The sequence below is a fragment of the Xanthomonas dyei genome (assembly GCF_002939865.1).
Taxonomy (GTDB): Bacteria; Pseudomonadota; Gammaproteobacteria; order Xanthomonadales; family Xanthomonadaceae; genus Xanthomonas; species Xanthomonas dyei.
This window is the reverse complement of sequence record NZ_MDEE01000002.1, coordinates 186,223-200,418: the sequence shown is the minus strand read 5'-3', so window position 1 is coordinate 200,418 and position 14,196 is coordinate 186,223. Positions and strand designations below refer to the sequence as shown.

12 protein-coding genes are annotated in these 14,196 nt (G+C 66.3%); 8 read left to right on the top strand and 4 right to left on the bottom strand.

Annotated elements, in window-relative coordinates:
• Positions 1 to 159: 159 nt before the first annotated feature.
• Together groL and XdyCFBP7245_RS03485 are read right to left on the bottom strand one after the other, a co-directional pair.
• Positions 160 to 1,800 (bottom strand): chaperonin GroEL, encoded by a 1,641-nt coding sequence (gene groL, locus XdyCFBP7245_RS03490; protein WP_104614402.1) that lies wholly within the window; start codon positions 1,798 to 1,800, stop codon positions 160 to 162.
• Between the two features lie 148 nt (positions 1,801 to 1,948).
• Complete coding sequence (locus tag XdyCFBP7245_RS03485) at positions 1,949 to 2,236, bottom strand: co-chaperone GroES (protein ID WP_003483210.1); 288 nt, start codon at positions 2,234 to 2,236, stop codon at positions 1,949 to 1,951.
• A gap of 444 nt (positions 2,237 to 2,680) precedes the next feature.
• On the opposite strand from XdyCFBP7245_RS03485, the gene XdyCFBP7245_RS03480 reads away from it, so the two are divergent.
• The 7 genes from XdyCFBP7245_RS03480 (at position 2,681) to accC (ending at position 10,968) form a co-directional block, all read left to right on the top strand.
• Positions 2,681 to 4,456, top strand: coding sequence for an endonuclease (locus XdyCFBP7245_RS03480; protein ID WP_104614401.1), 1,776 nt, complete (start codon positions 2,681 to 2,683; stop codon positions 4,454 to 4,456).
• 357 nt (positions 4,457 to 4,813) lie between these two features.
• Positions 4,814 to 5,146 carry a divalent-cation tolerance protein CutA gene (gene cutA / locus XdyCFBP7245_RS03475; protein WP_104614400.1) on the top strand — a complete coding sequence of 111 codons (333 nt, stop codon included), beginning with the start codon at positions 4,814 to 4,816 and terminating at the stop codon, positions 5,144 to 5,146.
• A gap of 5 nt (positions 5,147 to 5,151) precedes the next feature.
• Positions 5,152 to 7,479 carry a protein-disulfide reductase DsbD family protein gene (locus XdyCFBP7245_RS03470; protein ID WP_104614399.1) on the top strand — a complete coding sequence of 776 codons (2,328 nt, stop codon included), beginning with the start codon at positions 5,152 to 5,154 and terminating at the stop codon, positions 7,477 to 7,479.
• Positions 7,480 to 8,123: 644 nt separating this feature from the next.
• Positions 8,124 to 8,570 carry a type II 3-dehydroquinate dehydratase gene (aroQ, locus tag XdyCFBP7245_RS03465; protein ID WP_104614398.1) on the top strand — a complete coding sequence of 149 codons (447 nt, stop codon included), beginning with the start codon at positions 8,124 to 8,126 and terminating at the stop codon, positions 8,568 to 8,570.
• Between the two features lie 98 nt (positions 8,571 to 8,668).
• Positions 8,669 to 9,151: an acetyl-CoA carboxylase biotin carboxyl carrier protein gene (gene accB / locus XdyCFBP7245_RS03460; protein ID WP_104614397.1), complete on the top strand. Its 483-nt coding sequence runs from the start codon at positions 8,669 to 8,671 to the stop codon at positions 9,149 to 9,151.
• A gap of 77 nt (positions 9,152 to 9,228) precedes the next feature.
• Positions 9,229 to 9,558 carry a four helix bundle protein gene (locus tag XdyCFBP7245_RS03455; RefSeq protein WP_236699304.1) on the top strand — a complete coding sequence of 110 codons (330 nt, stop codon included), beginning with the start codon at positions 9,229 to 9,231 and terminating at the stop codon, positions 9,556 to 9,558.
• A 42-nt stretch (positions 9,559 to 9,600) separates the two neighbouring features.
• Positions 9,601 to 10,968: an acetyl-CoA carboxylase biotin carboxylase subunit gene (gene accC / locus XdyCFBP7245_RS03450; protein ID WP_055853158.1), complete on the top strand. Its 1,368-nt coding sequence runs from the start codon at positions 9,601 to 9,603 to the stop codon at positions 10,966 to 10,968.
• Positions 10,969 to 11,260: 292 nt separating this feature from the next.
• Here accC and XdyCFBP7245_RS03445 read toward each other — a convergent pair whose 3' ends face one another.
• Together XdyCFBP7245_RS03445 and XdyCFBP7245_RS03440 are read right to left on the bottom strand one after the other, a co-directional pair.
• Positions 11,261 to 11,623: a hypothetical protein gene (locus XdyCFBP7245_RS03445; RefSeq protein ID WP_104614396.1), complete on the bottom strand. Its 363-nt coding sequence runs from the start codon at positions 11,621 to 11,623 to the stop codon at positions 11,261 to 11,263.
• Positions 11,620 to 12,546 carry a hypothetical protein gene (locus XdyCFBP7245_RS03440; RefSeq protein WP_104614395.1) on the bottom strand — a complete coding sequence of 309 codons (927 nt, stop codon included), beginning with the start codon at positions 12,544 to 12,546 and terminating at the stop codon, positions 11,620 to 11,622. Before XdyCFBP7245_RS03440 ends, XdyCFBP7245_RS03445 begins: the two co-directional genes overlap by 4 nt.
• A gap of 723 nt (positions 12,547 to 13,269) precedes the next feature.
• Here XdyCFBP7245_RS03440 and prmA point away from each other — a divergent pair.
• Positions 13,270 to 14,190: a 50S ribosomal protein L11 methyltransferase gene (gene prmA, locus XdyCFBP7245_RS03430; protein ID WP_104614393.1), complete on the top strand. Its 921-nt coding sequence runs from the start codon at positions 13,270 to 13,272 to the stop codon at positions 14,188 to 14,190.
• Positions 14,191 to 14,196 lie beyond the last annotated feature (6 nt).

Sequence of the window (14,196 nt, the reverse complement as noted above, 5' to 3'; positions counted from 1 at the left end):
CGGCTGACCACGGCTCCTGCGCCTGGCGGTAGGTGCGCCGCTGATAGCGCATCGTGATGCAAGCGCAATGACCGTCGCGGTGCACGCAAAAAAAGAGCCCCGCATCGCTGCGGGGCTCCTTCTGACTGCGGTGTTGCGTGTCGGCGTGAGCCGGCTGGATCAGAAATCCATGCCGCCCATGCCGCCCATGCCACCGCCGCCGGGCATTGCCGGCTCGTCCTTCTTCGGCGTATCGGCCACCATGGCTTCGGTGGTGATCATCAGGCCGGCGATCGAGGCTGCGTTCTGCAGCGCCGAACGAGTGACCTTGGTCGGGTCCAGGATGCCGAATTCGACCATGTCGCCGAACTCGCCGTTGGCGGCGTTGTAGCCGTAGTTGCCGGTACCTTCCTTGACCTTGTTCAGGATCACGGACGGCTCTTCGCCGGCATTGGCCACGATCTCGCGCAGCGGTGCTTCCATGGCGCGCAGGGCGATCTGGATACCGTGGGTCTGGTCTTCGTTGGCACCGGTCAGGTTACCGACGGCCACCAGCGCACGCACCAGGGCCACACCGCCGCCCGGGACCACGCCTTCTTCGACGGCTGCACGGGTAGCGTGCAGGGCGTCTTCGACGCGCGCCTTCTTTTCCTTCATTTCGATTTCGGTCGATGCGCCGACCTTGATCACTGCAACGCCACCGGCCAGCTTGGCCACGCGTTCCTGCAGCTTCTCACGGTCGTAATCGGACGAGATGTCTTCGATCTGGGTCTTGATCTGGCCGACGCGCGACTCGATCGCGGCCGAATCGCCAGCGCCGTCGATGATGATGGTGTTCTCCTTGGAGACCTGCACCTTCTTCGCACGGCCCAGGTCCTTGATCGTGGCCTTCTCCAGCGCCAGACCCACTTCCTCGGAGATCACGGTGCCGCCGGTCAGCACGGCCATGTCTTCCAGCATCGCCTTGCGACGGTCGCCGAAGCCCGGTGCCTTGACGGCCACGACCTTGACGATGCCGCGGATGGTGTTGACCACCAGGGTCGCCAGCGCTTCGCCTTCGACTTCTTCAGCGACGATCAGCAACGGCTTGCCGGCCTTGGCCACGCCTTCCAGCACGGGCAGCAGGTCGCGCACGTTGGAGATCTTCTTGTCGTGCAGCAGGATGAACGGGTCGTCCAGATCGGCCGACTGGCTCTGCTGGTTGTTGATGAAGTACGGGGAGAGGTAGCCGCGATCGAACTGCATGCCCTCGACCACGTCCAGCTCGTTTTCCAGGCCCGAACCTTCTTCAACCGTGATCACGCCTTCCTTGCCGACCTTCTTCATCGCTTCGGCAATGATGTTGCCGATCGATTCGTCCGAGTTGGCCGAGATGGTGCCGACCTGGGCAATTGCCTTGTCGTCGGTGGTGGGCTTGGACAGGTTCTTCAGCTCGACGACCGCAGCCTTGACGGCCTGGTCGATACCGCGCTTGAGATCCATCGGGTTCATGCCGGCAGCCACGGCCTTGACGCCTTCGCGGATCAGGGCCTGAGCCAACACGGTGGCGGTGGTGGTGCCGTCGCCCGCGTTGTCGTTGGTGCGCGACGCGACTTCCTTCACCATCTGCGCGCCCATGTTCTCGAACTTGTCGGCCAGTTCGATTTCCTTGGCGACGGAGACGCCGTCCTTGGTGATGGTCGGGGCGCCGAAGCTCTTCTCGAGCACGACGTTGCGGCCCTTCGGGCCCAGGGTCGCCTTGACGGCATTGGCAAGAACGTTGACGCCACGCACCATGCGGTTGCGTGCATCTTCACCGAAACGAATGTCTTTAGCAGCCATTTGTATGTAACTCCGGAAATAGGGAAATAGGGAATGGGGAATCGGTAGATCAACAGAGTGAATCGGGGCGGGGTGGGATGGCGAAGGGCGTTAGCCGCTTTGCCAATTCCCGATTCCCAACTCCCGATTCCCGGCGCATAGCGCCTGATCAGCCGATGACCGCCAGGATGTCGTCTTCGCGCAGCACCTTGTACTCGACGCCTTCGGACTTGTAGCTGCTGCCGGCGTACTGGCCGTAGATGACCTTGTCGCCGACCTTGACCACCGGCGCGCGCAGGCTGCCGTTGTCCAGGGGCTTGCCGGCGCCGATGGCGACGACTTCACCCTTGGTGGACTTTTCCTTGGCGGAGTCCGGGATCACGATGCCGCCGGCAGAAACTTCGTCGGCTTCGATCGGCTTGACTACAACGCGGTCGTGAAGCGGCTTGATGCTCATAGATAAGACCCTCTTAAGTGATTGATTGGTCTGGAAATTATCGGCGATGTTAGCACTCGTATGTGACGACTGCCAGCACAGCGCGCGGAAAAAACCCGACAGAGCGGGTGCGGGCCAGAGATTGTGCTGGGCGAGCGGGTTTCAAGGGCCGGGCGCAAAATTTTTTCGTCGGCCGGTCTCGTTCGGAGGCCGGGCAGCGACAACAAAACGCAGCGAACCGTCATCGGGTGGAGTGGGTGGTGCGCAGAAAGCCGGACGCCGCGCGCGGTTGCCGTCGCTCGCTTCAGGCAACCGCCCACTTACCGCTTCGAAGTTCGAAAGTAGCCGCCCGCCCGGCCATGCGGGCCGTGTGCCAGCCGCTCTAAAAATGGAACCAGGTTCCATCGTTTGTCATGCGCAGGCTCTACAGTCCGTACAGCATTCCCCGATCACAAGGAGCTGTCGATGAGGTTGCCGTTCCGTCGTCTTCCACTGGCCTGCGCCATTGTCCTGGCCGTCCCCACCGCCCACGCCGCGGTGTTCATCAACGAACTGCATTACGACGACGCGGGCGCCTCCGGCGACACCGGCGAAGGCGTGGAAGTGGTGGCCACCGCCGGCGAATCGCTGAGCGGCTACCGGATCTATCTGTACAACGGCAGTGCGCCCAGCGCAGCGGTGAGCTACGCCAACACGGCGGTACCGGCCGGCAGCCTGGTCAGCTGCGGCAGCCAGGTGCGCATTGCCACCGTCAGCTACGCCAGCAACGGCGTGCAGAACGGGCCCAACGACGGCGTGGCATTGGTGGACCCCAGCGGCCAGCTGGTGCAGTTCCTCAGCTACGAAGGCGCCATCACCGGTAGCGGCGGCCCGGCAGCCGGCGTTACCAGCCAGAACCTGCCGGTCAGCGAGAGCAACAGCAGCGCAGTCGGCAGTTCGCTGCAACTCACCGGCACCGGCAGTGCCGCGGCCAACTTCAGCTGGGCGGGTTCGGCGGCGCAGACCTTCGGCGCCTGCAACCGCGGCCAGACCTTCAACGGCAGCGGCGGCGGTGGCGGCACCACCGGCGCACCGACGATCACCAGCACCACGCCGACCCAGGGCGCGAGCGGCTTCCCGGCGGCCGGCGATCTGGCGGTGGGCTTCAGCGAGGCGGTGACGCTTAGCAGCGGCGCCTTTGCGCTCAGTTGCGCCAGTTCCGGCACGGTGGCCTTGAGCTACGCAACGACTGGCACCCGCTTCACCCTGTCCACCAACACCGCACTGGTCGGCGGCGAGCGTTGCACCCTGGCGATCACCGCCAGCGCCATCCGCGATGCCAGCGGGCTGAGCCCGGCGGCCAATCAGTCGATCGCCTTCACGGTGGCGACGGCCGGCGGCGGCGGCACCGGCTACTACTCGCGGGTCAACACCACCAGCCCCAGCCAGCTGCGCTGCTCGCTCAATGCCACCATTCGCGGCCACACGGTCTACCCCTACAGTGGGACCGGCACCAGCACCTGGACCATCCTGGAGATGGCCGACGAGGACCCCAACAACAGCGGCCGCATCCTGGACGCCTACCGCAACCGCAGCTACGCCAAGGTCAGCGACCGGGCCGGCACCGGCAGCGGCCTGACCTACAACCGCGAGCACACCTGGCCCAACTCGCTGGGTTTCGGCAGCGCCACCGGCGACCGCGGCCTGCCGTACGCGCCCTACACCGATACCCACATGCTGTATCTGACCGACACCACCTTCAACGCCGACCGTGGCAACAAGCCCTATGCCACCTGCACCAGCAGCTGCGGCGAGCGGGTGACCGAGGTCAACGACGGCAGTGGCGGCGGCAGCGGGCGCTATCCGGGCAATTCCAACTGGGTACGCACGCCGGACGGCAACGGCGGCACCTTCGAGGTGTGGGGCCGGCGCAAGGGCGACATGGCACGCGCGGTGATGTACATGGCGATCCGCTACGAAGGCGGCCTTGATGCGGCCACCGGCCAGTCCGAACCGGATCTGGAGCTCACCGACGATCGCAGCCGGATCGTGCAGACCTCGTCCTCGCCCGCGTACATGGGCCTGTTGTCGACGCTGCTGGCCTGGCACCAGGCCGACCCGCCCGACGATGCCGAGCGTGCGCGCAACCAGGTGATCTTCAGCTTCCAGGGCAACCGCAATCCGTTCGTCGACCATCCCGAATGGGCCACCGCCGGCCTGTTCAACTCGGCCAAGCCGGCCAGCTGCCAGCTGGCCAACTGAGACCCACCGGCCCGGCGCGTGCTGCGTCGGGCCGGTGTGGTTAGAGCGTTGTTCCGCGCGTGCCGAGATGGCCGGCGTGCGGTGGGTGCGCGACGCCAATGGCGGCGACAGCCGACCGGCGGCATGTCGCCAATCGCATTGTTGGGTGCCGCACTGCAGTGCGGGGTGGCAGATGGTGCGTGCGGCGGGAATACCGGCGTCGGCGCCAGGCGGTCATGCACCCGCAAACCCGACCCATCGCCATGCCGGGCCGGGGAAACGGGTCCCGCCGGCAGCGCCAATCCAGCGAAGTTGACGCCCTGTTCCGGAATGCGCAGTCGATCCCCCGCAGGTCAGGGGATTACACTGCCGGGTCGAATGAACGCCTCTTCCCTCCATTTGTTGTTCAGCACCTGCCCGGATGCCGACAGCGCCGACCGCATCGCGCATGCCTTGCTCGACGAACGGCTGGCCGCTTGCGTCACCCAGCTGCCCGGCGCGCAATCGCTGTATCGCTGGAACGGGGAGATCGCGCGCAGCACCGAGGTGCAGTTGCTGATCAAGACCTGGGAAGACCGCCTGCCCGACGCCATCGCGCGGCTGCGGGCGCTGCATCCGTATGAACTGCCGGAGGCGGTCGCTGTCCAAGCCAGTGCCGGGTTGCCGGCATATCTCGATTGGGTCCGGGCCGACACCCGCAAGGAATCCTGACGTCCATGAAGTTTTTGTCCCGCTGGATCGCCCGCTGCGCACTGTTGTCCGCCCCGGTCATCGCCGCCTCGCTCGCACTGGTGTCGCCGGCCGCGCAGGCGGTCAGCGAGGCCGACCTGCTGCCGGTGGACCAGGCCTTCGTGCTCAGTGCCCAGGCCGAGGGCCGCGACAGCATCGGCCTGACCTGGAAGATCGCGCCGGGCTATTACCTGTACCGGCACCGCATCAGCGTCAAATCCGGGCAGGGCTTTTCTGCCGGCGACCTGGCGCTGCCGGAGGGCGAGAGCAAGCACGACGAGTTCTTCGGCCAGGTGCAGACCTACCGCAAGCAACTGCAGGCCACCCTGGCCGGCAAGACCGATCCGGCGCTGCAAACCGCGGTATTGCAGGTGCAATACCAGGGCTGCGCCGACGCCGGGGTGTGCTACCCGCCACAGCGGCGCGAGATCCGCGTGGCCCTGCCCGGCGCGCAAGCGGCTGGTGCAGCCACGCCCACGCCCACGCCGCAACGCGAGAATCTGGGCGCACTGGTGCCACGCACCGCGCCCGGCCCGCGCCTGTTCGGGGCGCCCGGCCAGACCGCCGGCGTGGATGCGCTGCCGCTGCCGGCCGAGCAGGCCTTTACCTTCGAAGCCATCGTCGGCGACGGCAACAGCCTGCTGCTGCGCTTCACTCCGGCACCCGGCTATTACCTCTACCGCGACCGCACCTCGCTGGCGGTGGAAGGCAGCGGCGGCGTGCGCACCGGGCTGCCGCGCTGGCCGCAGGGCAAGACCCATCGCGATGAACATTTCGGCGATGTGGTGGTGTATTTCGACCAGGCCGAAGTCACCTTGCCGTTGCTGCGCGAGCATCCCGACCCGGCGCGCGTGACCCTGGTGGCCACCTTCCAGGGCTGCCAGACCGATGGCATCTGCTACCCGCCGATGACCCGCCGCGTGACGCTGGACCTGCCGGCCGGCACGGTATCGCCGCAGAACCAGGCGCAAGCCGCCCCGCTGATGATCTCGCCGCTGGCCGCCGGGCAGGCGCCGCCCGAGGCACCTGCAACGGCACCGGACAGCACAACGCAGCCCGCCCCGACGGCGGCAGCCGACAACTCGCAGCGCACCCAGCCGCCGCACACCGACAAGGGCCTGCTGGCGATGCTGGCGCTGGCGCTGCTCGGCGGGCTGGTGCTGAACCTGATGCCGTGCGTGCTGCCGATCCTGTCGCTGAAGGTGCTGGGCCTGGCGCATAGCGGCGAGAGCCGCAGCCACGCGCGCAGCCATGCCATCTGGTATTCGCTGGGCGTGCTGGTGTCCTTCGCCGCCATCGGCGGGCTGGTGATCGCCCTGCGTGCGGCCGGCCAGGCGGCCGGTTGGGGCTTCCAGCTGCAGCAGCCGTGGTTTGTGGCGGCGCTGGCGTATCTGATGTTTGCGGTGGGCCTGAGCCTGTCGGGCGTGTTCACGCTGGGCAGCAATCTGGGCGGCATCGGCCAGTCGCTGGCCGCGCGTAATGGCCCGTTGGGCGACTTTTTCACCGGCGTGCTGGCCTGCGTGGTCGCCAGCCCCTGTATCGCCCCGTTCATGGGCACCGCGCTGGCCTATGCCTTCACTGCGCCTGCGCCGCTGGCGATGCTGGTGTTTCTGGCGCTGGGCCTGGGCCTGGCGCTGCCGTTCCTGCTGATCGGCTTCATCCCGTCGCTGGCGCGGCGCCTGCCCACGCCCGGCGCGTGGATGGAAACGCTCAAGCAGGTGCTGGCGTTCCCGATGTATCTCACCGCGATCTGGCTGCTGTGGGTGTTGGGCAAGCAACGCGGTGTGGATGCGTTGGCGCTGATGTTGGTCGGCGCCACCCTGCTGGCGTTGGGCCTGTGGTGTTTCGAGCGCAGCCGCTGGAACAGCAACCGCACGGGCATGCGCCTGGCCGCAGTGATGCTGGTGCTGGCCATCGTGCCGGTGGTGGGCGTCACCCGCCTGCGCCTGCCGGCCGCCACCGCCGCCAGCGAAGGGGCGGTCGCATTTTCGCCGCAACTGCTGGATCGCCTGCGCGCCGACAACCGCGTGGTGTTCGTCAACATGACCGCCGACTGGTGCGTGACCTGCAAGGCCAACGAAAAGAACGTGCTGGGCGGCGCCGAATTCCGCGACGCGCTGCGCCGCGTCGATGCGGTCTACATGAAGGGCGACTGGACCAATGTCGACCCTGCCATCAGCACCTTCCTCGACCAGCACCAGGCGGTCGGTGTGCCGCTCTATGTGGTCTACGGCCCCGGCGCCCCGCCGGCGATCCTGCCCACGGTGCTGACCAACGCGATTACCGAGGATGCGTTGTTGCGCGCGGCGCGGTGAGTCGCGTTTCGAGAAGCGGGCAAGGATGTGGTGGTCTACGAAAGCATCCAGGGCGGCACACCAATCCCGGCAACGACTCCCAGGCTGCGCAGAGCGCTGCACTGACATAGGCGGAGCCGCCATTACGGAGCGCCAGCAGATCCGGCGACCAACGGCGAGCATCCGCTTGCCGTTGGTGGTCCCGCAGACATGCCAGCAGCGACCAGCGGCCTTGCTGGCGGTGGGACTTTCGACACCCCACCCAGCCCACTGCCGCAGCATGCCGCCCGGACGATCGACCATCGCGGGAGGCAGCGCGCGCAGACCCGAACCACGAATTGCTGCCGCCGGCACAGAACCCTGACGCGCGGCCATGGAGGATGCAGGCATGCAGACCGGCAGAGCTGCAGTCTTGGCCACATCGTCCAATTGCCGCACACCAGCGCGTCGCGCCTGAATACCTGACGATGCGCAGCGACTGCACACAGGGCAGGCGGCAGATCTTCGCAACCGGACCTGTTCGGCCCGGATGCCCGCCAGCACTCGCACTGGCCGCAACCACCGGGCACTTTCAATCAATCGTTTAAAACACGCATAACTTCTGCTATCTGGACAGCATCGCCCACATCGCGCAGACTTCTGGCCTTTCCGCTCTGCTGGATCTCATGGCCCACCTGCTGCTGCTGCACGGCCCCAACCTCAATCTGCTCGGCACCCGCGAGCCGGAGGTCTACGGGCGCACCACGCTGGCGCAGATCGATGCGGCCCTGGTGGACCGCGCGCAGGCGGCCGGACACACGTTGGCCTGCCTGCAGTCCAACGCCGAGCATGTGCTGGTGGAGCGGATTCACGCCGCCCGCGAGGACGGCACCGCCTACATCCTGATCAACCCGGCCGCCTTCACCCACACCTCGGTGGCGCTGCGCGACGCGCTGCTGGGCGTGGGCCTGCCGTTCGTGGAGATCCATCTGTCCAATCCGCATGCGCGCGAGCCGTTTCGCCACCACAGCTATCTCAGCGACAAGGCCGACGGCGTGATCTGCGGCTTCGGCGCAGACAGCTACCGGCTGGCGCTGGAAGCGGCGATCGCGCGCCTGGAGCGCGACGTATGACACCTGCAGCAACGACCACGGCGCCCACGCCGACGGTCTGACTCCATTCCGCCGGCACCCCGCCGACACTCTCCACCGATTCACCTCAAGAGGCCCTTATGGATCTCCGCAAAATCAAGAAACTGATCGACCTGCTCGAAGAATCCAATCTCGCCGAAATCGAGATCAAGGAAGGCGAAGAAAGCGTGCGTCTGGCGCGTGTGCCCAAGGGCACCCAGGTGGTGAGCGCGCCGATGCAGCAGTACGCACCGGCCCCCGCCGCGCCGCCGCAAGCGGCCTCCATGCCGATGCAATCGCCCACCGAAGCCTCCACCGGCGGCGCAAAGCAGGTTGCCGCGTTGCCGGAAGGCCATGTGCTGCGCGCGCCGATGGTCGGCACGTTCTACACCTCGCCCTCCCCCGACAAACCGGCCTTCGTCACCGTGGGCCAGGCGGTCAAGGCCGGCGACACCCTGGCGATCATCGAGGCGATGAAGATGTTCAACCCGATCGAAGCCGACGTCTCCGGCACCATCGTCGCCATCCTCGGCGAAACAGGTCAGCCGGTGGAATTCGATCAGCCGCTGTTTGTGATTGGCTGAGCGGCCGGGAATCGGGAGTGGAGAATCGGGAATCGGCAAAGCGGCCTCACGAACGTCTTGAGGCGTGGCGCGATTCCATGGAGCTTGTCGAAATGATCTATCGGTTCACCGAGTTCTTTCCCGAGCAGGAGCGCTACGGCCTGATAGCGCAATTGCGCCGCGCAGCCGTCAGCGTTCCGTCAAACATCGCCGAAGGTGCGGCGAGACGCTCCACCCCCGATTACGCGCGATTTCTCTCGATTGCGCGCGGCTCGCTCTCCGAACTGGATACACAGGTCCAGATCGCCGGACGACTGGGCTATAGCAACACCGAAGACGAAGACATCGTCAGCCAGCAGGTCGACCAGGTCTTCGCCAAGCTCACCGCATTGATGAATGCCTTACGCAGACGTGGAGCCGCACCATGATGCCCGCATCTACCCATTCCCCATTCCCGACTCCCTATTCCCATGCTAGATAAAGTCGTCATTGCCAACCGAGGCGAAATCGCGCTGCGCATCCTGCGCGCGTGCCATACGCTCGGCATCCGCACGGTCGCGGTGCATTCCACGGTCGACCGCAACCTCAAGCACGTGGCCATGGCCGATGAGTCGGTGTGCATCGGCCCGGCCGCGTCCAGCGACAGTTACCTCAATATCCCGGCGTTGATCGCTGCGGCCGAGGTCACCGATGCGCAGGCCATCCATCCCGGCTACGGCTTCCTGTCGGAAAACGCCGATTTTGCCGAGCGCGTAGAAGAATCCGGTTTCATCTTCATCGGCCCCAGGGCCGACACCATTCGCCTGATGGGCGACAAGGTGGAAGCGATCCGTGCGATGAAGGCCGCCGGCGTGCCGTGCGTGCCCGGCTCGGGCGGCCCGTTGGGCGATGACATCGTGGCCAACACCAAGGTGGCGCGCGAGATCGGCTACCCGGTGATCATCAAAGCTGCCGGTGGCGGCGGTGGGCGCGGCATGCGCGTGGTGCATTCGGAAGCGGCGTTGAAGGCGGCGATCGAAACCACCAAGTCCGAAGCCAAGGCCGCTTTCAGCAACGATCAGGTCTACATGGAGAAGTTCCTGGAAAATCCGCGTCACGTGGAAATCCAGGTGCTCGCCGATGGCCAGGGCGGTGCGATCCATCTGGGCGAACGCGATTGCTCGATGCAGCGCCGCCATCAAAAAGTGGTGGAAGAAGCGCCGGCACCGGGCATCACCGAAGAACTGCGCGCTGAAATCGGCAAGGTTTGCGTGGATGCCTGCATCCGTATCGGTTATCGCGGCGCGGGCACCTTCGAATTCCTGTTCGAAGGCGGGCGTTTCTACTTCATCGAAATGAACACCCGTATCCAGGTGGAGCACCCGGTCACCGAGCGCATCACCGGTATCGATCTGGTGTGCGAGCAGCTGCGCATCGCCGCCGGCCACAAGCTCAGCATCAAGCAGAGCGACATCGTGCTGCGCGGGCATGCGATCGAGTGCCGCATCAATGCCGAAGACCCGGAAACCTTCATGCCCAACCCGGGCCTGATCACCGCCTTCCATCCGCCAGGTGGCCCGGGTGTGCGCGTGGATACGCACATCTATGCCGGCTACAAGGTGCCGCCGAACTACGACTCGATGATCGGCAAGTTGATCGTGCACGGGCCCGACCGCGAAACCGCGATCGCGCGCATGCGCGTGGCGCTGAGCGAGATGGTGGTGGACGGCATCAAGACCAACATCCCGTTGCAGCAGCGCATCATGCGCGACAAGGGCTTCCAGGCCGGTGGGCAGAACATCCACTACCTGGAAAAACGCCTGGCCGAGCGCAAGAACAAGTCGATTGCGCTGACCTGATCGCGAGCGTCATCGATGGCAATAAAAAAGCCCGGGAAACCGGGCTTTTTTGTTATGTCTGCACGATCGCTGCATTAGCGGTGTTGCGACAGTGCTGCGTAGACCAAGACGTGATTGGAAGCGTGTGTGGCCATGCGCTGCCTGCAAGCGGAGCTGTTTGGCGTTGGCATGCCACGCAAACGCACGGGCATCGGCAGAGTCAGCGTTGTGGAAAACCGATCATCCCCAGCGATGCGCGCGGTGCCGCCACGATAACGCAGCGATCGAACCACCGTGCTGTCGGCAACACCATTCAACGCCGCGCAGGCGCCTGCTGGCTGCCCGGCACCGGCACGATGCCGCTGGACGATGACGGATCCACCACCATCATGGTTTCGGTAGAGCCATCCGGCCAGACCACTTGAAACGTCGAGCCCGCCGACAAGGTGGAGAACGGCATCGCGCTGCTGGCGCGATATACCGCGGCCACCTGGCTGGCGCCATGCCGTCGCTGCTGCTCGTCGGCACCGACCGTGGTCGATTTGATCGACAGCGGCTGGTAGCGGTGATCGGCGGTATCGATCATCACGATGCCCACCGCCGCGGCCGAATACGCCACGAACAATGCCACCCAGAACCAGAACTTGGCGCCATGCGCCAACCGACGGTAATTCATGACTGTGCTCCCGGATCGGACACCAATCGATCGACCATCTCATCCACGCTGTCTGCTCCCTGCCGCGATACCGCGGCGTCGAATACGAACGACACAAAATCCTGCGCGCCCTCGCGCGAGCAGATGCCCGCATTGGCGCAATAACTGGTGACCAACGTGCTGTCGGCACTGCAGTCCAGGCCCAGGCGGCATGCGGCCACCTGCCAGGCGAGTTCGGCGAACTGATCGCCGGCCACATACCCTTGCAGACTGTCATCGCCGATGGCACGCGCACCCATCGCCGGCGCCAGGGCCAGATAGGCCTCCGGGTCGCGCGAGGCCAGCACACGGCGCACCAGCGCGCGCTTGTAGGTGGGCGTTGCCTGCAGCGGTTCGCCCAGGGCCAGCAACGCGGCTTCGGCGGCCAGGCTACCGCCGCGCGCCGCGCTCAGCCGCTGCTGCGCGACCAGGCGCGGACCCAGCCCATCGCCGGGGGCAAAGCCGACGCAGCGCTGCGCCACCCGGTCGCGCGCGGCATGCATCGCCGCCACGCCCGGGGTCTGGTGCGCGGCGATCCACTCGCTATCTGCGGCGTAGCCGGCCGGGCTGGACGCATACGGCGCGCAGTAATCGTAGACGCGGCTCAACCGCCAGCCGGCCTGCGCATCGCCGGCACGCACCTGTTGCTGCAACTGCTGTGCGTAGCGATACAGATCCTGCTGCGCATCCACCGCATCGCGATACGGCAGCTGCAGCGCGTTGCCGCGTTCGGAAGAGGCGTGGCGCGCTGGGGTTGCAACAGCGGCGCGCACGGAAGTGGCGCTGGCGGCGGGCGCTGCAATGGCGAGCGCCGTCGGTTGCGCGCGCAGCTGCCACCAGGCTGCCGCCGCGAGTGCGACGGGAGCGAGCAACAGCCAGAGATGGCGGGCACGGACAAGCGGCATGACAGCGGCAACCCAGCTGCGGAAGACGCCCGCAGCGACGGCGCGGAGTCTAGCACCCGGCTGTGCAGGCAGCGGCTGGCGAGCGAGCGCGGCCGGTGCGTGCGGTACCGACAGGCAATACCAGCAGTGATGGCGAGCGCGACCGATAAAAACGACTACGGGACCACCAAACGGGCGCGGCCAGTGCTGGTGCGGCAGGCACCACGCGTACACGCCGGTTTCTGCGCGGCGCCCAGATCGGCCTGTCAGCCGCTCGCTGCGCTTCTTGGCGCTCTTCGTACGATTCGCCTGTTGCGTGCGCGCTGCGGATGTCTGGCCGCATCGCGATTCTGGTCCTGGTCCTGGTCCTGGTCCTGGTCCTGGTCCTGGTCGTGGTCGTGGTGGATGTGCAGCGTACGTATTGCATGTGGACACGTCGCGATGGCGCCGCACTCGCGGGTTTCTACCTGACAAACCGAATGCGTGGCAGCCGGTGCGCGAGCGCGCTCAGTGCGATGTGTCTGCTGCTCGCGCTGAGTGCATCTGGTCGCATCACGATCCGGATGCCGCATCCAGCACGCGTCTCGCCTGTGGATACATCACGATACCGGCGCGCTCGCGGGTTTCTACCTGATACATGGACCGCCACCTTCCACCAAACCGTGCGCCCCGCCTGGGGCACCGTGTCAGCCCGCCGGCACGAATCGTCTACGATGCAAGCCTTGACGATTGCCGACTGCCACGATGCCGTTCCTTGAACTGACCCTGCCCTGCTCCGATACCACCCAGCCCCGCTTCCAGACCGCGCTGGAGGAGGTCGGCGCGCTGGCGGTGACCCTGCTCGATGCCGATGCCGATACCAGCAACGAGCGCGCCATCCTGGAGCCCGGTGTGGGCGAGATGCCGCTCTGGAATGCGCTGGTGCTCACCGCGCTGTTCGATGGCGAGAGCGACGCGCTGGAGGTGCTTGCGGCGCTGGACGCGTTCGACCCGGAGCTGGACTGGAGCCAGGTGGCGCTGCGCATGGTCGAGGACAGCGACTGGGAACGTGCCTGGATGGATCTGTTCAAGCCGATACAGTTCGGTGCGCGCACCTTCATCGTGCCGTGGAATCACGACCTGCCCGAGGAGGCCAACATGCCGGAGGCCGCCGTGGTGCGGCTGGATCCGGGCCTGGCGTTCGGGTCGGGCACGCACCAGACCACCGCGCTGTGCCTGCGCTGGCTGGACAGCCTGGCCGGCAGCGGCGAGCTGCAAGGCCGCAGCGTGCTCGACTTCGGCTGCGGTTCGGGCATTTTGGCGGTCGCCGCGCTGAAACTGGGCGCGGCCAGCGCCGTCGGGGTGGACCACGACCCGCAGGCGCTGTTGGCAACGGCCGACAATGCCGAGCGCAATGCCGTGGCCACGCAGCTGGCGGTGTATCTACCGCAGGACGAACCGGTGCAGACCTACCCGGTGGTGGTCGCCAACATCCTTGCCTCGGCGCTGGATGCGCTGGCCGACACCCTGGCCGCGCGCGTGGCGCCGGGCGGCCGCATTGCCCTGTCGGGCATCCTGCACGGCCAGGAAGACGACCTGCTGAAGCGCTACGCGCCCTGGTTCGATCAACTGCGTTGCGAACGCGACGAAGACTGGATGCGCATCGAGGGCGTTCGCCGCAGCTGATCGTGG